Origin of the sequence: Bradyrhizobium sp. CCBAU 21365, from assembly GCF_015291305.1 — a bacterium.
GTDB classification, from domain to species: Bacteria; Pseudomonadota; Alphaproteobacteria; order Rhizobiales; family Xanthobacteraceae; genus Bradyrhizobium; species Bradyrhizobium elkanii.
Genome location: NZ_CP030036.1, coordinates 8,789,442 through 8,815,265, shown reverse-complemented (window position 1 = coordinate 8,815,265; position 25,824 = coordinate 8,789,442). Strand labels below are relative to the sequence as shown.

The window sequence follows — 25,824 nt, the reverse complement described above, 5'->3', positions numbered from 1 at the left end:
ATTCTTTGGCAACGATCAGTGAAGGGCCGAACCATTGAGTATAGGCGAGTCAGCAAAAATGGAATTGGCTTCTCTAAGTGATCGATCATCCGGTGCCCGACGAAAACCGACAGTAGCACGTGACCGGGATTCGCAGCTTTCGGGAGTGAACGTTTTGGCGCGTTTGATAAGCAAGCGCGGATCAGGCCCCGAGTGCTAGAAGGAAAATAGGTGGCCCTTGCGGCTCAACCGTCGCACCCGCTCTTCGTAATCCGGCATAATGATCTCTAAGCTTCGCCAAAAGCGGCGCGAATGATTGCGCTCTAAAATGTGACAAACCTCGTGAGCGATAACATACTCAATCAATGATTTGGGAGCCATTACGAGCCGCCAATTGAGGCGAACGCGCCCTTTCGCGTCGCAACTGCCCCACCGCTTCGATTGATCCACAACCAGGATCGACGGTGTTTCAACGCCGAGCCGCTCTGCCATTCTGCGCGCACATTCAGCGAAGTGGACGATGGCCTTCTGTCTGTACCATCTACGAAGTCCAATTCGAACGTCTTCCACTTCCGCGTTTGGTTGCGAAGACGCAATGAGATGTGCCCCACGAGCTGCAACTTCCGTTGCAACAGCGGATCGATTGGTCACCCGCCTCATTCGATATGGGCGGCCTAAATAATAGAATGTCTCACCGCTTACAAATTCGTGAACAATTGGCGCCGCGCCTAGCTCTCGATACCCCGCCTGCTTGCGTAACAGCCAGGGTCCTCTGTTGCGGACAATTTTGATTATTCGATCATCATCTAGATCGTTAGGCGCAAGAACACGGACGCCGTCGTAGCCGACCGAAATCGCGACCGTCTTCCTTCTGGAAGTCCGCTCGATCGAGAAGCTAACGACCTCTCCACCAAAATTGAGGCTATGCGCGAAGACTACGGTCATCGAGCCAATCTCGCACGTGCAACATCCATCACTTTAGCCGTGGCCGCCTCGATCTTTGTTGCTTCCATGCCTATCGTTCGAAGTCGCTCTTTTATTGCTCGGCGCATTTGGCGCTGCACATCCTCTTTGTGCTGCCAATCAATAACTACAGCATAGCTCTCTAATGCTTTTGCCACGTCTGTCGCGGCGCCGGCACGAGCTTCGATTGCAACTGCGTCATCAATGAAAGGTAGAATCGCTCCTGCCGTGCCTGTGAGACCGTTCCCCGATGCGCTAGCACCGGCGCGCGCCCCCGTAACTTGCAAGGTAATTTCTTGCAACCGGGCAAGCGCACTGGCAGCGGAAATACGAGATTGCCGCCGATCATTGACGATCTTCTCTAACTGCTCCCATAACGAAGCGTAGGCAGTCGGATTTTCGTCGCGGTGAACGTGTATCTCATGGCGAATTGCATGCTCGATTTCAGCGGCTTTGGCTTCCACCGACGACATCATCTCAAGATGCTGCTTGAATGCAGGGTCAAGGATATCTCGAGGTGCAAGAAGTTGCTCGACGCCCTCGGCCGAGAGATGCTGGGTAATAATTTGCCCAACCTTCGCGCCATAATCCTTCGGGTCGAAAGGTTCTTGATAGTGAGCTCGACGTGCCGTCACACGTATTCGTGAGAGCCACTTCAGATCAGACACGTAAGGTTCTTCCAAGGCTTTGGGATCCGGCAAAACCATATCGATCGCTTCCGCGAATCGAAGAAAATCCAATTCGAACTTTGCCCGAACGTCGTCGGGATCGAGCAGCGCCAGGCATTGTTCCTCATCATTGCGATCGACTCCCTCGAACAGCCTCATGGCCGCTCGATGCCGGCTTTCGAGAAGTTGAATTTTCTCAGAAAGCGGACGAAGTGCGTTCGATACGCCATCTTCCTCGGAGAACAGGTCGAGCGCGTCGGTAATGCGCCGATTGTCACCCCAGTAGTCGACTACAAGCCCGTAAGTCTTGCCGTCCGCTGTACGGTTCACTCGGGCGATCGCTTGTAAGAGCGTATGCTCACGCAGCGGCGCATCCAGATAGAGCACCTGTTCAATCGGCGCATCGAAGCCAGTCAGAAGCATATCGCAGACAACTAAAATCTTGAGCGGGTCGTCTGGTTTCTTGAAGCGCGCAATTCGATCATCTCGCTCGCGCTTCGAGAGATGGTGTGCTTGTAAGCGCGCGCTGTCGTTGTTCGATGCGGACATAATCAGTGCACACTCAGGTGCTCCAAACTCTCGCAGCGCTTCGATATACGTCACTGCCACGTCGCGACTGACGGTCACGATTTGCGCCTTGAAGCCGTTCGGTTCGATCGTCGTCCGATAATGTTCTAGGATATCCTTGGCAATCGTTTCCACTCGCACCTTTGCACCCGCGAGCTTTTCCTGAAGCCGCATCCCGCGTTTTAGCCGCTCAATCTCCTTATCTGACAATTCAGGAAAAGCTTTCCGGATGTCCCGCTCAAGGTCGCGTCCATCGATTCGTAATCGCGCATCGCGCATCTCATAGAAGATGGGCACCGTTGCACCGTCCTTCACCGCTTGATCAATCAAATAGCGGTGTAAGTAATCTCCGAATACTTCGCGGGTGCTACGATCCTTCTTATCTACGGGCGTACCTGTAAATGCGAGCATGCACGCGTTAGGCAGGCCAGCGCGCATCCGGGCGGCAAGAGCGCCGTATTGAGTGCGGTGCGCTTCGTCTACCATGACAAACACGTTTGGAGCGTTAGTAATAACTGAGGCGCGCTTTGGTACCGCGCTGTGGAACTTGTGCACCGTCGTCAACACTGTTGTTCCGGCGCCACCAGCGACAGCCTTTCGTAGTGCCTCGCCGCTCTCTGCCTGAACTGGGTTTGGGAAGCCCGAGCGTTTGAACTGCGCAGTAATCTGATCGTCAAGATCGTTGCGATCGGTCACTATGACGAGTGTTGGGTTTTCGGCCTCGGGCAAGCGCCGAAGCTTTGTGGCCAAAAACACCATGGTTAGAGATTTTCCCGAGCCTTGGGTATGATGGATTACCCCGCCTCGGCGCTGTGGATTGACTGCAGTCCGAATGCGTTCAATCGCTTTTCCGACAGCGATGAATTGCTGATAACGAGCAAGCTTCTTCGTGCGCCGACCCTCGATGGTCTCAAACATCACAAAATTGCGGACTAGGTCGAGCAAGTTTGCAGGTGCCAGAAGCCCGGCAAGCAAAATATCCTGGCCCGTTGGTGTGCGGCCGAGTTGTGCGGTGAGTTGATCGAGGGTGAGTGGGTAAGGATCCTTCCACTCTGCCCAATGTCGCGCAGGCGTTAGCGTCGTACCGTATTTCGCGACGTCACGCGCAAGTGCGATGGAAAATTGCGCAGTCTCAAACAAGCGCGGCGCGCCAAGTCCCGTGAACTCGTCGCGTCCTTCATATCGGCGAAACTGACGGATAGCCTCGCCTACCGGATCAGCGAGTGCTGGTGATTTACACTCGATAACCGCGAGTGGTAGCCCGTTTACGTAGACAATAATATCGGGAATGATTTCCTGTCGCGGCCCTTTTATCGACACCTGCCGTGCGAACTCAAATTCGTTGGCCGACGGATTGTCAAAATCGAAAAACCGTACGGTGCGATCCTGCCTGCGACCATTCTCCGTGTGTGGCACAGTAACACCATACGAAAGCGACGTATGAACGCTTTCGTTGGCCTCCATGAGATCGAGTGCTGCGACACGTGTCACGGCCGCTAAGGCGCGGCGCACACCATCTTCGCCAAGCCAAGGATTGAGGCGCGCTAGGCATTCAGCAAGTCGGACTGTCAACACTGGTTCAGCCGCGTTGCCCTCACGCAGGCGACGCACATCTTCTCCAGACAACATCTGAAAGTCGAAGAGCACTCTCAGAAGGTCCGCGGCCGGTTCCTCTGCCCATTCCAACTCAAGCTTATCGTTGGCGGAACTCATGCCGCCTTTTCCGGCTTGTCGCGATGGCGGGCGATTACGCTATCGGGCAGGCGAAGGCGACCAGAGAGAAGCTCTTGGGCGAGCGCAGCCCTATACTGAACAAATAATTCTAGAGTATCGCGCTCGTGTTCAATTCTTCGGTCGAACGCTGCACCAACTTCACCGATTTTCTTCTGCTCTTGCAGCGGTGGAACAAGAATTTGGAGCGCCTTGAATGTATCCATGTAGATATCAGGAAGTACGCTCCCAGCCATCAGTCGCAGCCATTCACGAGACATGTGGCGGAAGACTTGTTGCAAGTATTGAGGGCAAAGCGTCGGCCCACATATCCAATTTGCGAAATGCTGGCTGGTGCACATCTCGCGGCTCATGATCGACGCAAGACCGACATTCGCGGTTCGTTGGAGGACCACCGTTCCAGCGGGCAACATGCGCGCCGATGAATTGGCTAATCCCTCTGGTCCGATCGTTTCGGCTGTCTCCGAAATCGTGAGCCTGCCCAGAGCATCCGCATCCTGGAGTGAAATCCAGGGGATGCTCCCGTCCCAATAGGTAGGCTGCTTACGGTCCGGTGTATGCCCGCTCTCAAGTTTGGCGACCTTGATAAGGGTGACCAGTTCCCAATCGACAGGGATATGAGTTACGCCTTCCGCGATGCGCCCAAGAACCCAATGGGTAGACATCCTTTTTACGGGCGCTTTGGCTCGCCGGATGCCAAGCGTGAGAAGTTCGCGCATTGCCGCGCGCTTCGCTTGCGCAATCCGCTCGATCAGCGATTCTGTCTTCGCTATCACGTCCTCCAGCGACCCCAGCATCTCCGAAATTGCTCGTTGTTCGGGGAGCGGCGGAACTAAGACTTTGATGGTTTCGAACGCATCGTACGGGGTCGACTTACGCTTACCCTCCAAGTTACCTCCTTGGCTTAGCGCTTCGTACCTTGCGATCATTCGAGGAAGACGAATCAATGCTTCCAAATACCGCGGGTCCGTCTCGGATCTGTGCTTGAATACGTTGTACGCCGGGCTAATAATTGCGGGCTTTTCCCCACGATAACGGCCGATCGCTCCGTAGTAGAGCGCCATCGGCGCGAGCCCGAATTCCCCCGGCTTGATAACTCGATATTTCGAAATGTCTTCGCTAGCGATTTCTTTATCGTAGGTCTCGGATTGAGGTATCACACCACGCTTGGTGACACTTAGGATATCGAGTTTTGCATTCGTGCCCAAGCGACGTTCAATACTCTCACAGAGGTCCTTCAATCGCCCAGCGCGCCACCCTTTTGGTAACTCAGCCAGCATAGCCCATCTCCTTGAGGAGGGCATTCATGCGCGCAGTAGCTTCGTCCCGTGCCTTCTCAGCCTTCCAGAGCTTCTCGAATTCGGCTTTTACGTCGATCGGCTTTTCCGGCTCCAGTGTATCGATGTAACGGGAGATGTTGAGATTGAAATCATTCTCCTCAATCTCTTGTTGGTCGACGACGCGGCAGAAGCGATCCTCATCCTTCCAAGCCCGAAATCCGTCAACGATCCGGGTAATGTTTTCTTCGCCCAGAATGTTTTTCTTTGGCCGCTCTTGAAACTCCTTTGCCGCGTGGATGAAAAGAACCTTGCCTTTTCGCGCGGCGACTTTCGCTTTGTTGAGAATGAGCACCGTCGCAGGAATTCCAGTGCCTGCGAAGAGATTTTCCGGTAAACCGATAACTGCCTCAAAAAAATCCGCCTTCAGCATTCCCTCGCGAATACGCCCGTCTCCCGAGCCTCGAAACAGCACGCCATGCGGCATTACTACGCCGCACATGCCTTTCGTATTGAGTGTCGCCACCATATGTTGAACAAATGCAAGATCGCCCATGTTCTTGGGTGGTATGCCATAGATAAAGCGATTGAAGCTTTTCTTCTCGTTTTCGCCTGAAACGTCGTCAGCGCCCCACGCATCTAGTGAGAAGGGCGGATTTGCGATGACACGGTCATAGAGAATGAGATTTCCATCCGGATCAAGGAGACGCGGGTTGCGGATCGTATCTCCCTTCTCAATTCGCGCATCACGCAGGCCATGCAACAGCAGGTTCATTTTCGCGATTGCCCATGTTCCAAGATTTTTCTCTTGTCCATGAAGAGTGACGTTGATCGGCTGCCCAAGACGCTTGCCTTCTAACTGGGCCACATGATCCGCGCACTGGATCAACATGCCGCCCGAGCCGCAGGTGGGGTCGCTAATGCGCATGCCCGGCTTCGGATCAAGCAATTCGACAATCAGGCGCACGACATGGTGAGGCGTGTAAAACTCGCCACCCTTTTTGCCCGCATCATCGGCAAATTTGTCGATTAGATATTCGTAAGCGCGCCCGAGCATGTCTGGTTCGGACAGCGCCGCATTCGAAAGATCGATGCGCGAAAAGTTATCGATCAATCGGGCGAGTACTCCTTCTCGGTTTTTTGCATCGCCAAGTCGCGATTCCGAATTGAAGTCGATATTCGCAAGTACTCCCTCAATCGAGGGGTTGGCATCTTCAATCGCGGCACAAGCCTTGTTGAGCTGGTCTCCAATACCAGTCGTCAGTTTCTTGAGTTCTGACCAGCGCGCCCGTTCTGCCAGGAAGAACTCATGTTCATCCGGGTCACTGTAGGCGATGTCGGCCGACAGACCTTTGCGAATGCATTCCTGCGCCTCTTCCTCAAAACGATCCGAAAGACGCTTCAGGAATAGGAAGCCGAATATATAAATCTTGTAGTCGGAGCTATCGATTGAGCCCCGCAAAATGTCGGCGGACCTCCAAAGATGGTTTTCAAGTTCGGCGCGTGTGAGCTTTGCCATTTTTTCCCTCTATTTTTTCTGTTGGTCGCCGAATAGTCGCGCGTCCACCAGACGGCGTGCGAGCGTACGGCGAATTTCTGCGGCCTCGATTGCCGTCCGATAGGCAGTCTGTGCGTCGCCGATGAACGCGGCGATGCGCTGCTGCTCGTCAAGCGGTGGCAAATCAATCTCAAGCTTGGCTAGGTCCTTCGGCGACAACGACAACAGCGTGGTCGCGCCCCTGCGCAAGACTTCGATCTTCGGGCGAAACACTTCGCTCGATAGGATCGCGAAAAGCGCGCCGCCGGTCGCCCTCGGGCCGTGGCGAACGACAATGACATTGCCACTGGCGATCGCGCCTGCTGTCTCCTCGCCGACCAGACCAAATTTCAGCAGGGTCCCCCGGCCGGTGAGGAGCACATCGTGCGGGCGCACGGCGTAAGTTTTGGCGCGGGAAACATCTCGGAAGCCGACGGTCTCCAGGGCCGCGAGCATGGTCACCCCGCCATCCTGAAGATCGCGCACGCCAATTACAGGCAGCTTCTCGCCAGGGCGCTCAAGAGTGTCTTCGCGTGACACGCCGATGCCAGCGAAAACTTCGGCGATATCCCCCAAACGAACGGGAGTGGAGGGTCGCAGTGGTTGCACGAGAGCTGGCTTCATGGCACTTTTATGCGCTATCAGCCAATCGATTTCAATACAAAAACGAATTGTATTAGGCTACGGAATGAGTTTTTCAGATTTTTCTTGATTTTGACAGAATCTCACAACATCCTGCGAGCGTCGGACATGAGTCCGGTGATCGAAACCAACATCGGAGAACAATATGGGTACTAGAGCCGAGCCCAGCGGGCTCGCACTGACGGCACAGGATGCCGCACTGATTCGAGGAATGATCGATCGGGGTGACCGCCACCACGATATCGCAGCGTTCTTCGGCGTGAATCAGGGCCGCATTGCTGAGATCAAGGACGGGTCCCGGTTTCCGGGTGTCCCGGCCGCCGCCGCCAAGGATCTTCCGCCGAAGGGGCCGTATCTCGTCCCAAAGGTGGCCTGGCAAGAAAACCGGCTGCGCTAACAGCCGGTTTTCAAAACCGGGGCCGAAGCCCCGCTAGGTCGTGTCTTGAACACCACGAATCTAGCTGGCCCCTCCCTAAAGATCAATGACCCGGTGCTTCGGTCGGGTCATCTCTTTATGAAAGGGTAGCAGCATCATGGCTGACTACAGGATTGATTGCGTCAATAAACCAAATCGAATGAGTCCTCACGAGCACATCACGCACGTGGGCGGGCCGAAGCCGGACGGTTCAGGACGTTGGAAGGATACGGTTCCGAATGTCGTCCGGATGATCGAGCAGCAGACCCACCGCTTCTATACAGCCGAGGGTGGTGCGAAAGCATGGGTTGGCGTGCGGACCAGTGCCGCCGGCAACAAGTTCCTGCAGACCTACGCCGACGGCATTTGGAAAGACAATCTGCTGGCTCTGAACGAGTGCTCGTGAGTTAGGCTGCGTTGCTGGCCGGCGACCATCGTTGTGGTTGCCGGCCTTCGATTCGATGATCGCGCTGGGGATAACCCGCGAGGTGTGGTGACGAGACGGTTATCATCAGTGCATGAGCATCGACCAGTCGCGACACGTCGCGACAAGCGACGACGGCGATTTTACCCTCTCTATAGACGATGCTCTTGAACGCTACGCCCGCGCCGGTCTCCCCCGAACACCACGCAGCATCCAACGCTATTGCGCCAAGGGGCATCTCGATTGCCGTCTCGTCGAAACTGCCTTCGGCGAGAAATACCTGATCTCCCCCAGCTCGATTGACAAGCATATCGCGTACATTGAAGAGGTGCGACCAGTCTCGGCAGGTCGCGACGTGTCGCGACACGTCGCGACAGATGTCGCTCCGGAAAACAAGGACCATATAGCGCTAGCGCCTGGTCCGACAAGCGAAGACAAGTCGCGACTGGGCGCGACAAATCCACCAGACGAGTCGCGCTATGTCGCGGCTCTTGAACGCGAGAATGCGTTTCTTCGAGACCAGGTGACCGTGAAGGACAAGCAAATTGGGGAGCTGACCGAGCGAGCTCGCGAGACGAACCTACTTATTCATGGTCTACAAAAAATGCTCACGCCGTTGCTCGGCACGGCACCATCCGGAGATCAGAACCGTGAGGATCGATCAATCAGCGGAATGCAGTAGGGGATAAGCGAAAACTGCTTCATTTGGCCGTCGTATAATGCCGGTATGGCATTCGGCTCAGACCGCCCGATCGGCGACATTCTCAAAGAGCGCAACATGCGCCTGAATTCGATCGATCCCATTTCGCGCCACGGCTTCACTCAAATACCGAACTTCATTCTGCGCGATCCGAACGTTTCAATAGGCGCGAAAACTGTCTACGCACTCCTGCTCAGCTACGCATGGCACAACGAGTTGTGTTTTCCTGGCCAGGATCGCCTTGCAAAGGAGGTTGGCATGGGCCTCGCTAGCGTCAACCGTTTTATCAAGGAGCTGGAGGCTTGCTCGCTGATCGAAATCACCCGCCGCGGCCAAGGCAAGACAAACTTCTACACGGTCAACTTCGTTGTTAAGAAGCAAGGACGGAAAGGCTGATTTCCATATATGGAAATCAAGATTTCCAACTATGGCGCGTCTAGAATTCCATTGGCGGAATTCACTCTATATAAGAATATGCATTTAAGAATACGCATATCAAAAATACGCAGTAGCAAAATGCTTTTTTTCAAAAGAGGAAGGCTGTCAGCGAAGGCATGAAAACAGAGCATCGTAAAACGGCTCAACAGAGCCGTAGAATGGGCGAACACCGATTTTGTGGCTTAACAGAGCCATATTTTCAACGCCGCACAATATCTGATTTGCGACATACGATCTCCGTGTCGTCGGACAAACAGTGCTCAGATAGACACGTGATAGAATGGACCTAGTTTTGATCACCGGTCTCCTGGGCGCCGCAATAGTCAGCCTTTTCCGCCGCCAGACATGGACCGCTCCTCTTTTGAGAAAACGGGATCTTTACTTTTCGCGCAGGAGAAAGTGAATGCGACCGAATGACTCAATCCTCCTCCCCCATCTATGGGTCTCTTTAATGAACTAATGAGCCGTTTGGTAAATCGGGTCGCTGCGATCGGGGCAGCCGCCGCTAGTGCTGCCCTGCTTGCCTATTTTCGAGAACAATTCGCCGAGGGCTTAAAATGGCTCGTCAGTCCAATCATCCGACGTCTTCCCTGGCACAGGGAGGCGCTGGCGCATAGTCCGCAGCATGGCTTATCCAGCAATCTAACAATAGCCGATCTGTTTCTGCTAACGACCGATGGGAAACGTGCAGTCTACGCAAAGGCCGGAGACTACGTCGTGGGCTCCGAGCCCCTAAGCTCATATTTTGAGGGTGTCACCACTTCAGGCGATGCCAGAAACTTCGCCACAGAAATGGGAGTTATCCTCGAGACCAAAACCGAGCACGGCTTTCACGTGTCCGAAATCGATCTAGGCGCGCTTCTCCCCGCCGGAACACACTTTCACAATGAATATCGCGCTGAGCTCTACGATTCCTTCACAAGTGAAGAAGAGCATTGGACCCAAGAGATTGCATTGCCAACTAAGCATTTCACCTTACGTGTGCATTTTCCAAAAAAACGGCCGCCGATCCTGCTCAGATGCAAGCGTCTCGTCGGCCTCGCCGAGTACCAAATGAAAACCTCAGTCCGTACCGCTACACTGTTCGGGCGGCCGTCGGTTATGTGGGAAATTAAGGAGCCGCAGTTGGGAGAAATCTACAAGTTGGAATGGCGTTGGTAGCCAAAAAATATTCGTGCTTGGGGCGGTTAGTCGCCCAACCGGCCTCGATATCCGGTTCGGTAAAGACCGGAAACAACCCGGAATGAGCGTTTATGGGTCCGCGGTCTAGGCTAATGCTTCAATTCAATGAAGAGATTTCGTCTGTTTAGCGGGCCTCAAGGCTTCCCCGCGGCACAATGGACTAATGCAATGGACAGTCATTCCACATTCTACCTCTCCATTCTACCGTTCGCCCTGCTCACGGGGCTCCATTCTTCATCATTTCCGCCCTGTTCGCGCTGGCCTCCGCCAGCGGCTTCCTACTGCTTCGGGGCTTCTTCTGCTTTGCCCCTTCGCTCATTACATTCGCTCACGGGCAGGCGCAGGCCCGCGCTCGCGCGCGTTCCCTCGCAGTAGGAAGCCGCTGGCGTCGTCCCCGCCCCGCGCTCCACAGGGCGGCAGTTCTTCTCGGCTCCCGCATCCGCATTTCTCCGCTGCGCTTCTCCTCATTCCCTGCGGGGCGCAGTTCTCGGCAATTCCACCAAGCCGCCGGTCCTGGGAGTTTTCTGCTCCGCGCTTGGCGCGCGCATTTTCTGGCGGCGACGCGAGATTACGGACAACTCTTTAGGACATTCATTCGCGGCTGCTTACGGACATTTTCCGCGATCATCGCCGGACATTTCCGGCACCGGCACGATCTCCGGCAGGGTGCGATCCGGCGCCAGGTCAAAACTTGACACAGCCACTATTCAAATGCGCAGCGCTTCCGGTTCCTTGCACAAACCCAACGTCGGGTTATGATGGAGCGGTAAGGGAGAAACGCATAAGACACTCGCCTTGCATCTGTATGAAAACACCGACAGCGGAGAAGATACTCGTCAGCGTATGGGGCTACTCCATGACGCTAGTGGACTTCTACAAAGTGGTCCGCGAAACCAAGAGGAGCGTGTGGATCGTCCCCATCGCGGCCGTCGAAAATCAGACCGGCTACCTTTCCGGCACATGCGTGCCCGATCCGTCGCGGATCACTTTCGACAAACCGAGCATGATCCGAAAGCGCGACGGCTATTACAAGGGCAGCATCGCCCAGTCTAAAAATCACACCCTGGAGAACATGTACCTCCGCGACTGGGACGGACAGCCGAAGAGCTTTAACCACTGCGACTAATATGGAAGTCTCTCTCCGAACAAAGACCGGCTGGCGCCTCACTCAATACGGTGAGGACGCCAGAATGGTCCACGGCAAGTTTGTATGTGCGGTGTGCGGCGAGCCTCTCTTTATCTCGCCCGCAGGCCGCGTTTATTGCGATAACGTGCACGAATAATATGAAACCCGAAATCGAAGAACTGGAAAAAGTCGCTGCAGCGTTCGACTTCCTCTATCAGGACGGAGTGATCCGTCCGCCCGAGGAGCAGGCGAAAATCCGCTCGCTGCTCACCTTTATCGAGCAGCGCATTAGCTTTGAAATCTAATATGAAAAAGAACACCGCAGCCCAAGCGCTGCGCGCCATCCCGAGCGACAAACGCGCCGCCGCGTCCCGCGAAAACGGAAAGAAGGGCGGACGCCCCCGGATCATGCCCGACACCATCGAGATGTGCTGCGGCATTTGCGACGCGCGCTTCACGGCTTCAAAGGAGGTAGGAGGCTTCCTCGACGACCCCAAAACGAAAATTCGTTATCGCAGTAGTCACCGCTGCCGCTAGCCCCGCATCCGCTCCGCGATAAATGCGTTGTAATCCATCGTCCCCGGCGGGAATTTGCACCCGATCTGCGCCAGCTCTACGGCGTCGTCATAGGTGCAGCCCCGTCCGATCTTTGTGGGTATCTGCAAAACGGCCTGTTGCATCCGCTTGTCCAGCTGTTCCAGGTTATTGAGCCCGATCGACAGCCGCCCCTTTCTCATCATGGGAATATGAAGATCACGCGCATATTGTCCGAAGTCTGAAATGATTACGTTGCCGGGATAGAGCAGAGCGAAGAGCGAACCGAGAACGGTGCGGTCGAAATCTTCGAGCTCGCCCATCCGTACCACGACCGACGAGCCGGAGAGCAGGAAGCGCGGCGGGCGCTTTGTCAGCACCTTGCTCAACACGGGACTGTCCATCAATTCATCGACCATATCCGCCGCTTCGCGGTCAGCGTCGCCGTTGTTGAATGGCAGTTTGTCAAAGCGCTTGGCGTTATTCGCTTTCAACTTATTCCGCAGCGCTCGCTTGCCGTCGCGGACCCGGAGTGTGTCTTTGCCGGAGTTGTCCCATAAAATGCCCGGCAGTCGGCGGCGCATCGCGTAACTCGCCGGAAGCGGATTTAGGCCATGCGTCTCGAAATCAAAAGCCTTTATCTTCTTGAAACGCTCCAAAAAGAGATCGCACAGCGGCCCGTCGTCGAGCAAAAGAAACGGCTCATCCGTATTCAAAAGTTCCGCTCTGTCGTTGTTTCCCAGTATGAGCATGGGGTCGGCGCCAAGCGGTACGCGCAGGGACGCATCGCTGACATATACGCGGACGGGACGCCGACCGCGAAAACAAGAACCGCCCGTTTAACTATAACGTGGATGAATTGTTTTAGCATACGTTCCCATTCCGGCTCGCGGCGGCGACCGCATGTTCTGATCTCGACACGTTTATTGCCCGTCACCTGGTACGATGAACTGCGGCCTTAAGGAGGGGCCGCACATGCGTTCTCCGCTCCAAGTCGTTTGCGCTATCTCGATAATCATCAACGTAGTGTTCGGCGTGATGCTCTTGAACAGCGCGAACTGTTATTGACGGAGGGACCGCCCCGATCTGGGGCGGTTTTCTATAGGACGAGGAATTGCAGATACAGCTCACCGGCATAATGAACACCGAAACGGTATGCGCGATAGCCGTAAATGCAGGCCGCGACGAAAAGGCCGACAGCAATGAGCCAGTCAGCATGCGTGAGCGCGACGACGGTTAGCACGAGGCATGAGGAAGCGAGCCCGCGATTGAGACCATAGTTACCGTTGAAGGTGTCGATCCGGTCCGGCTTTCCGTTTTTGCCGACATCAGCATAAATCTGCCGCGAAACCGGCCACCATTTCTTCGGGTCATATCCGGCCATTTTTGCAATCGTGATCTTCAGGCGCGTGTCCACTTTTCGTGCGCAGGTTCTCGACCTGCTCGGTCGAGAGCAAGGCGGGCGGATCGTGTGTCACCCAGTCCGAGGGCATGCCGTTCCACCAGAAGACCTTTTCGAGCGCGTTGGCGATGGCCGCGACCAGGTGCCCGGCGGCGTATGCGATCAGGACGAACAGGCCGAGCTCGCCGACCGAAAAAGCGTCTTTGGTCGTCAGCAGCTTCAGCTCGGGATAATAGAGCACCAGACCGAACATCAGGATCGAGCCGGGGATGATGATGCCGAGTTGCTCGTACAGCGTGGGCTTCATCAGTCGTTTTCCTGCTCGTCGGGGTACGGCGTCGGCTTCTTGGCTACCCATCCCGCACGGTCGGGGGCGTTCTTGGAGGTGCGGAAGTGCCCGTCCTCGGTCGTCATGACCTTGCCGCCACGATGCACGATGGCGCGCACCACCGCTTTACGGGGATGTACGGGATCCTCCTTAGCAGAGGAGATGAAGGCGCTGAAGGTCTCCTGACCTGCCGGCAGCGGTTGCGCCAGTCGCGGACCGAGCCACCGGTCCAGGAGCTCGGTCGAGACATTTCTGCGGCCGCCATGATGCGGCACCTGAAACTTGTCGATACCCGGCAGCACCCCGCCGCGCGCCTGGAAATAGTCGGCCGCCTCTTTCAGGCCATCGCGCCCGGTGTCGCCGGTCAGCAAAATACTGTGCCCGCAGATGTTGGCGTACTGCACCACGCTCATCTCGTTCTCAACGCTGGTTGGATCGGGAGAGAATTTCTCGGCCCCCCATCCGGATTTGATGAAGTGGATGATCGGGCGAGCCGCCTCAATAAGCCGGCTCAGCACCGTCTGCATGGCCTTAGACCGGATCGACCGCTGCGGCGTTTTCTCAGACTCGACGACGAGGTTGATGTACCTGCTCCTCGACGGCGCCAGCACGGTGAACGGACCGATCACCGCCCCTTGGAAGGGCTCGTAAATCGGAATGCCTTTCTTTCCGGCGATGTCTTCGAGCTTCGTGATATAGGGATAGTCGTCGCGCAGCCTGTCGCGAAGGCGGGCAGGGTCGTTATAGCGGGCGTAATGCGGAAGCAGCTCGTGCACGTAGCTCCACGGCCGGAGCATCCACAGCTCCGACGCGCATATTTTCGAGGATCGTGGCGAGGCCTTCGGCATGGTCCTGATCGGGATGGGTCACGATCACGCGGTTGATGTAGTCCGTGCCGTAATTGTCCCGGATATGCTTCTCGAAGTCAGCAGCCGTGCTCTCGAACCCGCCGTCGATGACGTGAACTTCCCACTGGCTGCCGATCTGAAACTTGATCGAAATGGCGTCGCCGGAATCGCTGCTGTGCACCGGAAAAAAATCGAGCTCGTAAAAATCGCTCATTGATCACCGAAAAATGAAAGGATTTCCCCTCGCTTTAAATAAGTTCCGTTCGGTTCCCTGCAACCCCGAATTGAGCGGAAAGCCGCCGGCGCGTCGTTGGGCCGGCGGCTTATCGCATCACGGGATGTACCTCATACGGGCGGTCTTGCCCGGATAGGCGGCCTTGGGCTTGTCGTCCCACAGGAAGACGACATCGAGCTTGAGGCCCAATTGCTTCACAAGATGGTGGATGGTCTTCCAGACGGGGTTGGCGGCTTGGCCCTGAACGGAAAGGCCTGCCTCCTTGATGTAGCGGTACCCCTGCGCCTCGTTGGCTTGGCCATCGGCGAAGTTGCACAACAGCATCTCCTTGAGCTTGTCGCCCTTGACACCCTTGAGACCAGCTTGGCGGACCAACTCGAACAGCAGGGGATTCCAGTACAGGCTGCCCTTGTCGAACGTCTTGCCATCCAGCTCGATCGACATGGGGCGCGTGAACGTCAGGTCGGGCGGGCTGTCGGGCGGAAAGACCATGTACCCAGTATCTTCATCAGGGGGACTCTCAGGCTTCCCTGCTATGGGTTTATGGATAGAGGCGTTAGAAAGATAGAACTCTACGCACTTCTGGATTACTGTCTCAGGCGTGTCGACGAAGGGCTCGGCGATGGCCTGAAGCTGACTGAACAAAGACTGGGAAACATTGATCTGCGGCATCATTTCTCTCTCCTCTGAGTTTAGAACCGGCTTCGTTGCCGGCCGTATTGATGTATCAATGTATCGATAGGACTACAAGCGGAATCTGCGCGCCGCTAGAAACTTTTTTGTTCTTGATACGTTCTAGCCATCGTGGAGACTATCGGGGCGAAGCATGGCAACTCAGGTGGAGGATCACGGCGCGATGTCACGCAGGACGACGTGACGAAATGAAAATCCGCCCCTGTGTCTACAGCTACGACCTGGACCTCCCGACGCTGATTTGGACGAGAGGTGCACCGTTTCCGCTCTCTAGGCTTGGGGAGCGGTTGAAGTGTCCAAGCTGCGGATCGCCCCGGGTGACATTGATCTTCCATATGCCGCGAGAACCGCAGAGTATCGCCCAGGGGAGGACGGTGATTTTCGTCAATTCAATTCCGCGGATTGGAATCGAATGCGCGAGTAGGCGCGAGAGTAGCGAAAATAGACGCCCGCGCCGAACCGCAGTATCATCAGTTGGTTACGCTCTCAATGCGACTCCGCCCCTGGGCACCATTTCCACGCTTTTCCGCGCTGAACTACGATTTGATGCGATGTCATTGCGTGAGACGCTGGACCGCGGCGTTGCGCCGTGCGTTGCCATCTCCGCGCAAGACGATGGCGATTGACCCGTAGGCCGAAGCCGCGATGGGAAAAATCGCGAGCGTGCTCCGATATCCGAAAACCCAAAGGGCGATTACGCGCCCTAAGTGAAGCCCGCAGCTTCCGATCACGCCTTTCGATCGGACCGGCTAAGGGTCCCCTGGCGTTACCCATCTCCAACATCGCGGCAGCATCGGCCGGATGGAATCGGAATAGATCGAGAACAATCTGACGGCGAAACCGCTCCGTGAAAGTTCGGACGGGCCTTGTCAGGAAACGACGTGCGGCTGTCCTGATCCGCATGGTCGCGCTCGTTGTCCGCGGCCCGACTCGTTGCGACATACGGATAAGCCCGTCCGATCAATCGCCCGGAACGGTCGACGCCAATCATGACGGGCTGAGCGCAAGGAGAATGTGATGACCGCGAGCAGCATTGTTCCTCAGGCAAACCAAGAGCGAACTCATTCAACTATGATGGCCTGGCGCGTGCACGAGTTTGGGTCACCGGAGACCATGAAGTTCGAGCGCGTGCCACGACCCGAGCCAGGTCCTGGCGAGGTCCTGATCAAGGTTGCGGCTGCTGGAGTTGGCCCATGGGATGGGTGGATCAGGTCCGGCAAGAGCGCTTTGCCGCAACCGCTCCCCCTCACTCTGGGCTCGGATCTGTCCGGCGAAAACGTCGCGATGGGGCCCGGAGTCACCGAACTACGTGTGGGAGATCAGGTTTATGGTGTTACGAATCCGCAGTTTGTCGGGGCCTACGCCGAGTACGCTCTAGCCTCCGCGGGCATGGTCTCGAACAAGCCAACCTCGCTAACCCACGTTGAAGCCGCGTCCGTTCCTGTCGTTGCCGTGACGGCATGGCAGGCGTTGTTTGATCACGCCCAACTCAAAGCGGGTCAAACGGTGGTCATTCACGGTGCGGCCGGCAATGTTGGATCCTATGCGGTTCAACTGGCCCATCACGCGGGTCTGCAAACCGTCGTGACCGCATCGACGGGCGATATTTCGGTGGTGCGCGATCTCGGCGCAAACCGTGTTGTCGATTACCGGACGCAGCGCTTTGAGGAAGAAGTACGCGACGCGGACGCTGTCATCGATCTGGTCGGCGGCGAAACCCAAACCCGCTCGTTCCAGGTCCTTCGTCGCGGCGGCAAGCTGATCTCGGCAGTGTCCCGCCCGGATCAGGATCTTGCAACGCGCTACGGTGTTGAAGCCACCTTCTTTTTGGTCGACGTCACGAGCCAATATCTGACGAAGATCGCTCGCTTCATCGATGGTGGAAAGCTGCGAACAAACGTCGGAGCAGTCTTACCCCTCGCGGATGCGCGCGAGGCTCATCTCATGCTGGAGCACGTGCGGCCTCAGCCGAAAGGAAAGATCGTGCTCGACGTCGGAGCGAGTTGATCGGCTAATCCTCCCGGAGCTTGCCCCAAATCCGCAGCCAAACACCACAGCAACTCTCGAAAGGACGCAATCATGACCACGCCGAATTTCTCCAATGCCCTCATCATTCCCGACTCTCTGCTCGCGAAAGAGGCTACCGAGATCCTGCGCGAACATTCCACTGATCTGCTCTTCAATCACTCTATCCGGGTCTACCTGTTCGCAGCTGAGCAGGGTCGGCAGAAGAAGCTGCGGTTCGATACCGAACTCCTCTACGTAGCTGCCGCTTTTCACGATCTCGGTCTCATCAAGAAGTTCTCGAGCCCAGACGAGCGCTTCGAAGTCGATGGCGCAAATGCCGCACGGCAGTTTCTCAGCACCCACAACATCGCTGAAGACCAGGTGCAGACGGTCTGGGAAGCAATCGCGCTGCACACCACTCCCGGCATCCCGAAGTACATGGGGCCCGAAGTCGCGCTCCTCAATTCCGGTGTTCTTCTCGATGTGATCGGGGTGGGATTCGATCAGTTCCCGGCGGAGCTGCGCGAGGAAATCGTCGCCAAGTACCCGCGCACAAATTTCAAAGAAGGCTTCATTCAGGAGTATTTCGCCGGCTTTGCGCACAAGCCCGAGACGACGTATGGCACCGTCAACGCCGCTGTTTGCGAACGTTTCATCCCGGGGTTCAAGAGTCCGAACGCCTGCGACCTGATCGCTGCGTCGCCCTTCCCGGATTCCCAGCACAAGGCTCACCATCATGACTAGGACCTACTCTGTGCTCCAGGAGCACAATCCGGGTTGCGATGAATTTCGGAAGCGCCACCATGAGCTTCAGTTCGGCGCTGCGTCCTGACTTCCGACTTGCGTGAGCTCGTTAGAGGAGAAGATGCGATGATCTCGATCAGTGAATTTGCCCATCGGATTGGTGCGGTATCAAACCCTCGAGATATGATGGCAAAAGCAGCGAGAGGAGTACTGCGAACGGCCGCCGTCCCGCTGATAGCAGCAGCGATCGTCCTGGGAGCCTCGCCGGCGATCGCGCAGGACCGGGAGCAGGTGAAAGTCGCCTTCGCGCACGCACTGCCGAATGTCGAAGGAAAGAGGCTGGTTGCTGTGACGGTGACTTATCCTCCCGGAGCCAAATCGCTCGCTCATCACCACGCAGCGTCGGCTTTTATCTACGCCCACGTGCTGTCCGGGGCAATCCGTAGTCAAGTCGGCGACGAACCCGCGAAGATCTATCACACGGGCGAAAGCTTTTACGAAATGCCCGGTTCGCATCACAGGGTCAGTGAGAACGCGAGTGACAAGGAGCCCGCCAGCTTACTGGCGGTCTTCGTTGTGGATTCCAAGGACGAGCCCTTGACGACGCCGGACAAGGCGCCGGGATCACAATAATGGCGCGACGAGTTCGCCAATGGCCGTGACGGTCCTTTTGGGGAGCTGCAAGGACCGCATGGTTGGCGGCTACGCCAGCGAAACCAACCGCTAGAAGTCCATAGCCCCTGGTTGATCCCGGATGCGCGGATGTTCGCTCTGCTGCCTGCCGGATCGCGCCAGGCCTTTTACGGAGTCCGGACTACCTGCATAATAAGGCTCCAAGGGTGGAGAGGCAGTAGCAGGTGCCGGTACAAGCTGTCGCGATTGTCGTCTGTGAGGGGGTCCAGGCACTGGATGTGGCGGGGCCGATGGATGTGTTCAGCGAGGCGAACACGTTTCTCGGCAGCGCGGATCGCTACGAAACCGTATTGGTTGCTGCTCACCGCGATCCGCTGCGCGCGTCGAACGGCATACGCATGGTCGCCGACCTGACCTTCGAGGAGGCGGCGGGCGGCTTCGACATCGTTCTGGTGGCCGGCACTCCGACGCCACCGGAAGCAGAGCCCGAACCGTGCCTGCTTCAGTGGGTCAAGGAGCTGCCGTGGCGCTCGAGCGTCTATGGATCGATATGCACCGGGGCTTTCGTGCTCGGCTATGCCGGACTCCTTGATGATCGGCGAGTCACGACCCATTGGCAGGATGCACAGGCGCTGGCGGCGAGATTCCCGAAGGCGAAAGTCGAACCGGACTTGATCTATGTGCGCGATGGACGGCTGATCACCGCGGCGGGTGTGACGGCTGGGATAGACCTGGGCCTGGCGCTCGTCGGGCAGCGGCACGGCGCGGAAACGGCGCTCAAGGTTGCCAAGCGTTTGGTCGTGGTTGCGCAGCGCCAGGGCGGACAGTCGCAGTTCAGTCCCTATCTCACGGCACCTGCCGATCCGGAATCGCCCATCGCACGCATCCAGGACCACGTCATGGCGAACATTGGGGATCGCCATACGCTGGAGTCGCTTGCCGCTGTCGTCGGAATGAGCCCCCGGAATCTGGCTCGGCATTTCGGGCAGGTGACCGGGACCACACCGCACGAATTCATCGAGCGCGCCCGCGTTGATACCGCGCGCATGATGCTGGAAGCAAGCGACCGACCGCTGAAGGCCATTGCCTTCGATTGCGGCTTCGGATCGGCAGACCGGATGAGGATTGTCTTCAGCACCCGTCTCGGCGTGACCCCTGTCCAGTATCGCGCCAGCTTCCGACGAGCGGAAACGGAATAGATCGCGAGCTAAAGAGGAAAGGGCTGTCTCCTGCTGGCGCGAAGGCGCCGAGGGTCCTTTTGTCAGGAAACGACGTACGGCTGTCCTGATCCGCAGCATCCCGTTCGTTGTCCGGAGCAGGGCTCTATTGCTTAATACCGAGAAGCAACCAGCTCAACCGAGGAGATTGCTCCATGTCCGAGATCATCGCCGGCATCCGCGTGCCTGACAGCGCCATCGCGCGCGCAGCCACGCAGCTCGTGCGCGATACCGAAGACGACCTGCTCTACAACCATAGTCGCCGCGTCTTCCTGTGGGGCGCGCTCACGGGCGAGCGCCGCGGGCTGAAATACGACCCGGAACTGCTCTACCTCGGCGCCATGTTCCACGACTTGGGTCTCACCGAGAAATATTCGAGCCCTGATCTGCGCTTCGAGGTCGACGGCGCCAATGCCGCCCGCAAATTCATGAAAAGCTACGGCGTGCCCGAGCGTGACATCGAGGACGTCTGGACGGCCATCGCGCTCCACACCACGCCGGGGATCCCCGAGCATATGCGCCCGACCATCGCGCTGGTGACCGCCGGTGTGGAGATGGACGTGCTCGGCATCGCCTATCACGACTTCACGCATGAACAGCGCGACCATGTCTGCGTCCATCATCCGCGCGAGGCGAACTTCAAAGAGAGCATCATAGATCACTTCGCTAACGGCATTATCAAGAAGCCGCTGACGACGTTCGGAAATGTGAAGGCCGATGTTCTGGCGCTGAAGGACAGGAACTATGTCCGTCAGAACTTCTGCTCGATCATCCTTGGCTCAGCGTGGCCACACTGAACCCTCGTTGCCATAGAAGGAGGCCGAGATTGCATCAACCATGCGACGATATTCGGTTCCGAAGAGCCGCGATCGCAGGTGTGGGAAGTAGTCGAAGAGGAGAGATCACCATGGGAAGCCGGGAAGAACTGATCAAGCGTAGCATTTCGTTTCTCCGGGAAGTCAAGGACATGACCCCCGGAGCTGAGATGGAGCGTTGGCTTAACGAGACCTATGGCGAAAACAGCGCGCTCTACCAGGATCTGGCTCGCCTGATCAAGATCGGGGTCGAGGAGGGATGGGCGGCAAACCAGGAGGTGGACGGTCCGAACTACCGGCGCAGTCGGATCATGGAGCCGACTCCCGAAACGTTCCAGTTCAGCATCACCGCTGTTTACATGAACAGCGCCGATCCGCGCCGCTTCAAAGACGAGGACGATCACGATGTGTTGCGCGGACAGTATCACGGCCATCCCTATGGCGAGCTCAACCTTGTGGTGCCCTTGAACAAGGGCGCGGAGCTGAAGGGATTGCAGGGCTGGCAGGGACCGGGCTGGACGGCGCCCGATCCGGGCAGCAGGCACTATCCCGAAGTCAGGGGGGGCGCGGTTATCGCGCTGTTCTACCTGCCGGCTGGACGCATTTCATACGATTTCAAGGCTCCCGCCTGATCATCGCACAGCAGATCGCCAGCCAGGCGGGGCTCCACGCGATCCGGTGCGGGGCGGGATGTAGCCAACCTCTGCCATAGTCCCACGCATCAGGCCATCATACTGAGCACAAAGAGCTGTTCCTCCTGTCGGTGACTGCGTATGATTCCTTCCCTGGGCACCAAAACTACGATTTTGTGCGCCAGGCTGCGATTTGGTGCGATTTCTTACGCCTGATGGTAGCACCCCAACGTTGTCGGCATGAACGGCATCTACGGCAACGACTGATTGCTGCGCGTGCCTAAGCCGGCATGCCGAAAACTAGCGGCGATGAAGTGGGTAACCTTGGGCTCGGCCGCAGCGCCATACTCGCGGATCGCGTCCTGAACGACCTTGTCGGCGTTGGTCACGCGCTGGTGTTGCCGGAGGTGCTCGAGCCATGAAGCGACCATGAACGTCTCCAGAAAGCGCCCGCTCTCGGCGCCATCCTCGAAAACGTCCCAGGAATAAGCGCCGTCGCTTCGCCTCTGCCGACCCAATTCCGTGATGGCGGCGAGGAACGCGTCGCGCTTTTCCGGAGCGATGAAATACTCGACCGTGATCAATACCGGACCACGATCTGCATCGGCGTCAATGGCCAAGATCGGGGCCGGCCAATGCATGGAAGGTGCAAGATCAACTCCGGCACCGGTTTGAAGCTTCCAGCGCCGGGTCAACGCGATCCCCGCGAGGGCACCCGCGGCAGCGAGGAAATGTGCCGCAGGCAAGCCGAGTCCAGAGGCAAGCTGTCCCCAAAGTACGCTGCCGGCCGTCATCGCTCCGAAGAATACGGTCACGAAAATAGCCAATCCGCGGCCCCGCACCCAATCCGGCAGTGAGACCTGAACTGAGACGTTGATCGTCGCGAGGACGGCGATCCATGAGACGCCTGCGATCAGGCAGGCCGCAAGTCCGATCGCCGAGTGATGCGCGATGCCCAGGAGGATCAGGCTGAGGGCCGTGCCGGCGGTGCCGGCTGCAACGAGCCGGTCGGGCCCGAAGGCCGCCTTCATCCAGGGCAGCATGAACGCACCGACGATGGCGCCCACGCCGATCGCCCCGAGCAAAATGCCGTAGAGTTCTGGACCCCCCGTGATCTGATTGCGCGCGACGAGTGGGAGCAGGGCCCAATAGGCGCTCGCGAAGAAGAAGAACGTCGCCGCCCTAACGAGGGTCGCACGGAGCTTGGGATTGAATCGCGCATGGCGGAAGCCGACCACCATGGCGCCGGCGAGACGCTCCGGCGGCAGCGCGCTGCCTTGCGAGGATGCGGGGCGCCACCAAAGGAGCGCTCCGATCACGGCGAAATTGCTCAGCGCGTTGATCCAGAAGGGTGCCGCGATGCCCAATCCGCCGATGACGGCGCCACCCAGCGCCGGCCCGATAGCTCTGCTGATGTTGACGCCGACGCCGTTGCTGGCGACGGCCGCGGCCAAGTCCTGCCTTGGGACAAGCTGCGGGACAACCGACTGCCATGCGGGTGCGGTGAAGGCAGCGCCGGCGCCGAGTAGAAATGTGAACAGCAGAAGGATGGGCGGAGTGACGAGGTTGAGTCCGACGAGCACCGCGCTCGCTGCCGCGATGATTGTAAGGACGATTTCACAACCAATCAGAAAACGGCGTTTGTCGACGGTGTCTGCCAGCGCGCCGGCCGGCAGCGCGAACAGGAACATCGGAAGGCTGCTCGCGACTTGAACCAACGAGACGGTGAGCGGGTTGGCATCGAGGCTGGTCATCAGCCATCCTGACGCCGCGTTGTACATCCAGGTGCCGACGTTGGCGACGACGGTTGCGATCCAGATGACCGTGAACGTGGTATGCCGAAACGCGATCCACGGGGAAGCGTTGCGCACTGCGGATGGATCCGGCTTTTCGTTGAACAGGGGCATCGAAATTCACTCAATCCATCGAACTCTGTCCGCAAAAGGCCGGCGGCGTTAGACCAACACGCTCGCGAATCCGAGCGTCGCGTCAGTCATTCGTTGGTTTCAATACGGTGGTGTAGTTCGCGAGTAACCACTCGAACCGGCCGTCGACCGAGCGGATATGCCCGATTCCCGGAAAGGCGATGTGAGCCGCCGCGATCCACGTCGAAGTCCGCGCGGCCTGAGCGAAGACCGCCGTGCGTTCTGCCTCAGCCGAGGACGGATCGCTGTCGTAGGTCACGGTAACGGCAGGGTCGGGAAACTGGATCGGAGCGACATGAACGAGGTCGCCCCACACCAAAAGTGTCTTTCCTTCACTCGAGACTTCGTAGGACGTGTGGCCTGGAGTGTGCCCGGGAGTAGGGAGCGCACGAATCTCCGGTGAAAGTTCCTGGCCTTCCGAGAAGGGCTTCAGCCGGCCTGAGTCTCCGTAGGGCTTCAACGAGGCGCGATCTCCTTCGAACATCGGCTTGAGGAATTTGGGCGCTTCGCTCTCGTTCTTGGCGTCGAGCCAGTAGTCGAGGTCCTTCTGGTTGACCCTGATGGTCGCGTTGGGAAAGACAGGCTTTCCCTGCGGGGCGATGCCGCCGACGTGATCCGCATGAAGGTGCGTCAGATAGATCTCGTCGATCTGCTCCGGCTTGTATCCGGATGCACGAAGATTTTCCAGAAGGTGCCCGCAGCATGCGCCATAGAGACTGCCGGCGCCGCTGTCTATTAGTATCAGCCGATCACCCGTATTCACCAAGAAGGCGTTTATAGAGCCCTCCAGGGGAACGGCGAGATCGGAGGCGGCGAGCAATGCATCTGCTTTGCCGGGATGACTTTCCGCGAGTTTCACGGCTTTCCGGTCTCCGCCCGCTGTGGTTTCGTTCCTCGTCATCACGTCGTGAACGGGAAACGGATGGGTGCCGTCGAGCAAAGCCGTTATCTCGACGCGGCCAAGCATGATGCGGTAGAAACCTGGCGCTTGGGTGCGGACCTGCGGAGCGCCGGCATGCGCCTGCTCATGAGACAACAGGGATACCAACGCCAACAGCGCGGCAGTGCAGATCGGCTTCATCCTCGTCTCCTCATCTCGAGGTACCTCGGCGAAATCGCGGGCATGAGGCAGTACGTTGACGATCTCACCCGCTCCAGCCCCTCAGAAAATCGAGAAGAAGCTTGTTGACCGCTTCCGGTTGTTCTTCCTGCGGAAGGTGGCCGCAGCGTTCGATTGGAGCCACGGTGAGGTTTTCAGCCATCTCGCTCCAGACCGCCTTCATGTCGAAGAGGCGGCCGACGGCGCCGAAATCTTCACCCCAAAGGGAAAGCACGGGGCATTTGATCTTCTTGTCGGCGTCCTCGATGTCCTGAGCGACGTCTTCCGCGCTCGCGCGATAGTCGGACATCGCGCCCCGCACTGCGCCTGGCGTGCTATAGGACTTCACGTAGGTCTCGAAGGCCTCGCCGGAGACCGTCATCGGATCGTGGCACCAGTCGGAAAAGAAGTGGCGAAGCCAGATGTCTTCGCGTCCTGCGATCAAGGCCTCCGGCAGGTCGGCGATCTGGTGGAACATGAAGAACCAGTATTCGCGGGCGATCTTCGCGTTCATCTCGCGCGCCACGACGCGGGTCGGGACGTTGTCCATGACGACCAGGCGATCGACGAGATCCGGATGGTCCTTGACGAGACGGGTCGCGACCCTTGCCCCGCGGTCGTGCCCGACGAGCGCGAAGCGTCCGACCCCGAGTGCCCTCAGCAGCTCGACGATGTCGTTCGCCATTGTCCGCTTGTCGTAGCCGCTCGTCGGCTTGTCGGTCTCGCCGTATCCACGAAGATCCGGAGCGATCACTCGATAGTGAGGGGCGAGCGTCGGAATCTGGAAGCGCCAGGCGAAGCTGGTCTCCGGGAAGCCGTGTAGCAGGACGACCGGTGGACCGGCCCCGGCCTCGAGGTAGAATTGTCTGATGCCGTTGGCCCGGCACGTCGTCCGACGAATGGTGGTCACCGATTTGATGCCTGGGTGCAAGGTTTCAGGCCGCCATCCTTCGTCAAGTCGGTCGAGACTGATTGCAGGTTTTCACGGCGCTTTGTACGATTGCGTCGCTGTAGCTGCGTTGAACGCCCGGTTTGGCACCGATTTTAACCTGGCGACGGTTCC

At 57.7% G+C, this 25,824-nt stretch carries 28 protein-coding genes; 14 read left to right on the top strand and 14 right to left on the bottom strand.

What is annotated here, in order from left to right:
• Positions 1–195: 195 nt before the first annotated feature.
• From XI02_RS41690 to XI02_RS41670, 5 genes are read right to left on the bottom strand one after another with little or no spacing between them, the layout of a single operon-like run.
• Positions 196–924, bottom strand: a complete 729-nt coding sequence (locus XI02_RS41690) for a M48 family metallopeptidase (RefSeq protein WP_194483316.1) — start codon at positions 922–924, stop codon at positions 196–198.
• Positions 921–3,890: a type I restriction endonuclease subunit R gene (locus XI02_RS41685; protein WP_194483315.1), complete on the bottom strand. Its 2,970-nt coding sequence runs from the start codon at positions 3,888–3,890 to the stop codon at positions 921–923. Before XI02_RS41685 ends, XI02_RS41690 begins: the two co-directional genes overlap by 4 nt.
• Positions 3,887–5,188 carry a restriction endonuclease subunit S gene (locus XI02_RS41680; RefSeq protein WP_194483314.1) on the bottom strand — a complete coding sequence of 434 codons (1,302 nt, stop codon included), beginning with the start codon at positions 5,186–5,188 and terminating at the stop codon, positions 3,887–3,889. Before XI02_RS41680 ends, XI02_RS41685 begins: the two co-directional genes overlap by 4 nt.
• Positions 5,178–6,704 (bottom strand): class I SAM-dependent DNA methyltransferase, encoded by a 1,527-nt coding sequence (locus XI02_RS41675; RefSeq protein ID WP_194483313.1) that lies wholly within the window; start codon positions 6,702–6,704, stop codon positions 5,178–5,180. The genes XI02_RS41680 and XI02_RS41675 overlap by 11 nt, the downstream gene beginning before the upstream one ends.
• 9 nt (positions 6,705–6,713) lie before the next feature.
• Positions 6,714–7,346 carry a restriction endonuclease subunit S gene (locus XI02_RS41670; protein ID WP_194483312.1) on the bottom strand — a complete coding sequence of 211 codons (633 nt, stop codon included), beginning with the start codon at positions 7,344–7,346 and terminating at the stop codon, positions 6,714–6,716.
• 163 nt (positions 7,347–7,509) lie between these two features.
• Here XI02_RS41670 and XI02_RS41665 point away from each other — a divergent pair, with 163 nt between their 5' ends.
• The 8 genes from XI02_RS41665 to XI02_RS41630 all read left to right on the top strand — a co-directional run bounded on the left by XI02_RS41665 (position 7,510) and on the right by XI02_RS41630 (position 12,186).
• The gene (locus tag XI02_RS41665; RefSeq protein ID WP_194483497.1) at positions 7,510–7,761 is read left to right on the top strand and encodes a hypothetical protein; all 252 of its coding nucleotides are present in this window, start codon (positions 7,510–7,512) and stop codon (positions 7,759–7,761) included.
• 136 nt (positions 7,762–7,897) lie between these two features.
• A complete protein-coding gene (locus XI02_RS41660) occupies positions 7,898–8,185 on the top strand; it encodes a DUF3892 domain-containing protein (RefSeq protein WP_194483311.1) in 288 nt (95 codons plus the stop codon).
• Between the two features lie 112 nt (positions 8,186–8,297).
• Positions 8,298–8,885 (top strand): hypothetical protein, encoded by a 588-nt coding sequence (locus XI02_RS41655; RefSeq protein WP_194483310.1) that lies wholly within the window; start codon positions 8,298–8,300, stop codon positions 8,883–8,885.
• A 45-nt stretch (positions 8,886–8,930) separates the two neighbouring features.
• Positions 8,931–9,299, top strand: a complete 369-nt coding sequence (locus XI02_RS41650) for a helix-turn-helix domain-containing protein (RefSeq protein WP_194483309.1) — start codon at positions 8,931–8,933, stop codon at positions 9,297–9,299.
• A gap of 501 nt (positions 9,300–9,800) precedes the next feature.
• Positions 9,801–10,502 (top strand): hypothetical protein, encoded by a 702-nt coding sequence (locus XI02_RS41645; RefSeq protein ID WP_194483308.1) that lies wholly within the window; start codon positions 9,801–9,803, stop codon positions 10,500–10,502.
• A gap of 877 nt (positions 10,503–11,379) precedes the next feature.
• The gene (locus XI02_RS41640; RefSeq protein WP_194483307.1) at positions 11,380–11,649 is read left to right on the top strand and encodes a hypothetical protein; all 270 of its coding nucleotides are present in this window, start codon (positions 11,380–11,382) and stop codon (positions 11,647–11,649) included.
• Between the two features lie 158 nt (positions 11,650–11,807).
• On the top strand, positions 11,808–11,954 hold the full coding sequence (locus tag XI02_RS41635) for a hypothetical protein (protein ID WP_194483306.1): 147 nt from the start codon (positions 11,808–11,810) through the stop codon (positions 11,952–11,954).
• 1 nt (position 11,955) lies between these two features.
• Positions 11,956–12,186, top strand: coding sequence for a hypothetical protein (locus XI02_RS41630; RefSeq protein WP_194483305.1), 231 nt, complete (start codon positions 11,956–11,958; stop codon positions 12,184–12,186).
• On the opposite strand, the gene XI02_RS41625 is transcribed toward XI02_RS41630, so the two are convergent.
• From XI02_RS41625 to XI02_RS41605, 6 genes are all read right to left on the bottom strand, one after another.
• Positions 12,183–12,935, bottom strand: a complete 753-nt coding sequence (locus XI02_RS41625) for a hypothetical protein (protein WP_194483304.1) — start codon at positions 12,933–12,935, stop codon at positions 12,183–12,185. The two genes, XI02_RS41630 and XI02_RS41625, sit on opposite strands and share 4 nt — an antisense overlap.
• 347 nt (positions 12,936–13,282) lie before the next feature.
• Positions 13,283–13,567 carry a hypothetical protein gene (locus XI02_RS41620; RefSeq protein WP_194483303.1) on the bottom strand — a complete coding sequence of 95 codons (285 nt, stop codon included), beginning with the start codon at positions 13,565–13,567 and terminating at the stop codon, positions 13,283–13,285.
• Positions 13,554–13,892 carry a hypothetical protein gene (locus XI02_RS41615; protein WP_194483302.1) on the bottom strand — a complete coding sequence of 113 codons (339 nt, stop codon included), beginning with the start codon at positions 13,890–13,892 and terminating at the stop codon, positions 13,554–13,556. The genes XI02_RS41620 and XI02_RS41615 overlap by 14 nt, the downstream gene beginning before the upstream one ends.
• Complete coding sequence (locus XI02_RS41610) at positions 13,892–14,689, bottom strand: competence protein ComEC (RefSeq protein ID WP_210339752.1); 798 nt, start codon at positions 14,687–14,689, stop codon at positions 13,892–13,894. The genes XI02_RS41615 and XI02_RS41610 overlap by 1 nt, the downstream gene beginning before the upstream one ends.
• Positions 14,655–14,975, bottom strand: a complete 321-nt coding sequence (locus XI02_RS44950) for a hypothetical protein (RefSeq protein WP_210339751.1) — start codon at positions 14,973–14,975, stop codon at positions 14,655–14,657. Before XI02_RS44950 ends, XI02_RS41610 begins: the two co-directional genes overlap by 35 nt.
• Positions 14,976–15,092: 117 nt before the next feature.
• Positions 15,093–15,671 carry a T4SS efffector SepA family protein gene (locus tag XI02_RS41605; RefSeq protein ID WP_194483301.1) on the bottom strand — a complete coding sequence of 193 codons (579 nt, stop codon included), beginning with the start codon at positions 15,669–15,671 and terminating at the stop codon, positions 15,093–15,095.
• Between the two features lie 1,035 nt (positions 15,672–16,706).
• Between XI02_RS41605 and XI02_RS41600 the strand changes: the two genes are divergently transcribed.
• The 6 genes from XI02_RS41600 (at position 16,707) to XI02_RS41575 (ending at position 21,737) form a co-directional block, all read left to right on the top strand.
• Positions 16,707–17,696, top strand: a complete 990-nt coding sequence (locus XI02_RS41600; RefSeq protein WP_172646583.1) for an NADP-dependent oxidoreductase — start codon at positions 16,707–16,709, stop codon at positions 17,694–17,696.
• 72 nt (positions 17,697–17,768) lie between these two features.
• Positions 17,769–18,440: an HD domain-containing protein gene (locus XI02_RS41595; protein ID WP_172646584.1), complete on the top strand. Its 672-nt coding sequence runs from the start codon at positions 17,769–17,771 to the stop codon at positions 18,438–18,440.
• A 210-nt stretch (positions 18,441–18,650) separates the two neighbouring features.
• Positions 18,651–19,073 (top strand): cupin domain-containing protein, encoded by a 423-nt coding sequence (locus tag XI02_RS41590; protein ID WP_172649020.1) that lies wholly within the window; start codon positions 18,651–18,653, stop codon positions 19,071–19,073.
• A gap of 224 nt (positions 19,074–19,297) precedes the next feature.
• Positions 19,298–20,272, top strand: a complete 975-nt coding sequence (locus tag XI02_RS41585) for a GlxA family transcriptional regulator (RefSeq protein WP_172646585.1) — start codon at positions 19,298–19,300, stop codon at positions 20,270–20,272.
• A 173-nt stretch (positions 20,273–20,445) separates the two neighbouring features.
• Positions 20,446–21,087 carry an HD domain-containing protein gene (locus tag XI02_RS41580; RefSeq protein ID WP_172646586.1) on the top strand — a complete coding sequence of 214 codons (642 nt, stop codon included), beginning with the start codon at positions 20,446–20,448 and terminating at the stop codon, positions 21,085–21,087.
• A gap of 110 nt (positions 21,088–21,197) precedes the next feature.
• Complete coding sequence (locus XI02_RS41575) at positions 21,198–21,737, top strand: DUF4863 family protein (protein WP_172646587.1); 540 nt, start codon at positions 21,198–21,200, stop codon at positions 21,735–21,737.
• A gap of 251 nt (positions 21,738–21,988) precedes the next feature.
• On the opposite strand, the gene XI02_RS41570 is transcribed toward XI02_RS41575, so the two are convergent.
• The 3 genes from XI02_RS41570 to XI02_RS41560 form a co-directional block, all read right to left on the bottom strand.
• Entirely contained in the window at positions 21,989–23,644 is a 1,656-nt protein-coding gene (locus tag XI02_RS41570) for an MFS transporter (RefSeq protein ID WP_172646588.1), read from the bottom strand.
• An 82-nt stretch (positions 23,645–23,726) separates the two neighbouring features.
• Positions 23,727–24,743, bottom strand: a complete 1,017-nt coding sequence (locus XI02_RS41565) for an MBL fold metallo-hydrolase (RefSeq protein ID WP_172646589.1) — start codon at positions 24,741–24,743, stop codon at positions 23,727–23,729.
• A 64-nt stretch (positions 24,744–24,807) separates the two neighbouring features.
• Positions 24,808–25,671: an alpha/beta fold hydrolase gene (locus tag XI02_RS41560; RefSeq protein WP_244980915.1), complete on the bottom strand. Its 864-nt coding sequence runs from the start codon at positions 25,669–25,671 to the stop codon at positions 24,808–24,810.
• Positions 25,672–25,824 lie beyond the last annotated feature (153 nt).

Excerpts from the sequence above, each read along its gene's own strand:
- XI02_RS41580 (WP_172646586.1), top strand. The coding sequence starts at position 20,446 with ATGTCCGAGATCATCGCCGGCATCCGCGTGCCTGACAGCGCCATCGCG.
- XI02_RS41625 (WP_194483304.1), bottom strand. The coding sequence starts at position 12,935 with ATGCTCATACTGGGAAACAACGACAGAGCGGAACTTTTGAATACGGAT.
- XI02_RS41570 (WP_172646588.1), bottom strand. The coding sequence starts at position 23,644 with ATGCCCCTGTTCAACGAAAAGCCGGATCCATCCGCAGTGCGCAACGCT.
- XI02_RS41690 (WP_194483316.1), bottom strand. The coding sequence starts at position 924 with ATGACCGTAGTCTTCGCGCATAGCCTCAATTTTGGTGGAGAGGTCGTT.
- XI02_RS41645 (WP_194483308.1), top strand. The coding sequence starts at position 9,801 with ATGAGCCGTTTGGTAAATCGGGTCGCTGCGATCGGGGCAGCCGCCGCT.
- XI02_RS41675 (WP_194483313.1), bottom strand. The coding sequence starts at position 6,704 with ATGGCAAAGCTCACACGCGCCGAACTTGAAAACCATCTTTGGAGGTCC.
- XI02_RS41665 (WP_194483497.1), top strand. The coding sequence starts at position 7,510 with ATGGGTACTAGAGCCGAGCCCAGCGGGCTCGCACTGACGGCACAGGAT.
- XI02_RS41680 (WP_194483314.1), bottom strand. The coding sequence starts at position 5,188 with ATGCTGGCTGAGTTACCAAAAGGGTGGCGCGCTGGGCGATTGAAGGAC.
- XI02_RS41670 (WP_194483312.1), bottom strand. The coding sequence starts at position 7,346 with ATGAAGCCAGCTCTCGTGCAACCACTGCGACCCTCCACTCCCGTTCGT.
- XI02_RS41605 (WP_194483301.1), bottom strand. The coding sequence starts at position 15,671 with ATGATGCCGCAGATCAATGTTTCCCAGTCTTTGTTCAGTCAGCTTCAG.
- XI02_RS41600 (WP_172646583.1), top strand. The coding sequence starts at position 16,707 with ATGACCGCGAGCAGCATTGTTCCTCAGGCAAACCAAGAGCGAACTCAT.
- XI02_RS41655 (WP_194483310.1), top strand. The coding sequence starts at position 8,298 with ATGAGCATCGACCAGTCGCGACACGTCGCGACAAGCGACGACGGCGAT.
- XI02_RS41595 (WP_172646584.1), top strand. The coding sequence starts at position 17,769 with ATGACCACGCCGAATTTCTCCAATGCCCTCATCATTCCCGACTCTCTG.
- XI02_RS41565 (WP_172646589.1), bottom strand. The coding sequence starts at position 24,743 with ATGAAGCCGATCTGCACTGCCGCGCTGTTGGCGTTGGTATCCCTGTTG.
- XI02_RS41630 (WP_194483305.1), top strand. The coding sequence starts at position 11,956 with ATGAAAAAGAACACCGCAGCCCAAGCGCTGCGCGCCATCCCGAGCGAC.
- XI02_RS41650 (WP_194483309.1), top strand. The coding sequence starts at position 8,931 with ATGGCATTCGGCTCAGACCGCCCGATCGGCGACATTCTCAAAGAGCGC.
- XI02_RS41615 (WP_194483302.1), bottom strand. The coding sequence starts at position 13,892 with ATGAAGCCCACGCTGTACGAGCAACTCGGCATCATCATCCCCGGCTCG.
- XI02_RS41685 (WP_194483315.1), bottom strand. The coding sequence starts at position 3,890 with ATGAGTTCCGCCAACGATAAGCTTGAGTTGGAATGGGCAGAGGAACCG.
- XI02_RS41660 (WP_194483311.1), top strand. The coding sequence starts at position 7,898 with ATGGCTGACTACAGGATTGATTGCGTCAATAAACCAAATCGAATGAGT.
- XI02_RS41620 (WP_194483303.1), bottom strand. The coding sequence starts at position 13,567 with ATGGCCGGATATGACCCGAAGAAATGGTGGCCGGTTTCGCGGCAGATT.
- XI02_RS41640 (WP_194483307.1), top strand. The coding sequence starts at position 11,380 with ATGACGCTAGTGGACTTCTACAAAGTGGTCCGCGAAACCAAGAGGAGC.
- XI02_RS41575 (WP_172646587.1), top strand. The coding sequence starts at position 21,198 with ATGGGAAGCCGGGAAGAACTGATCAAGCGTAGCATTTCGTTTCTCCGG.
- XI02_RS41635 (WP_194483306.1), top strand. The coding sequence starts at position 11,808 with ATGAAACCCGAAATCGAAGAACTGGAAAAAGTCGCTGCAGCGTTCGAC.
- XI02_RS44950 (WP_210339751.1), bottom strand. The coding sequence starts at position 14,975 with ATGAGCGATTTTTACGAGCTCGATTTTTTTCCGGTGCACAGCAGCGAT.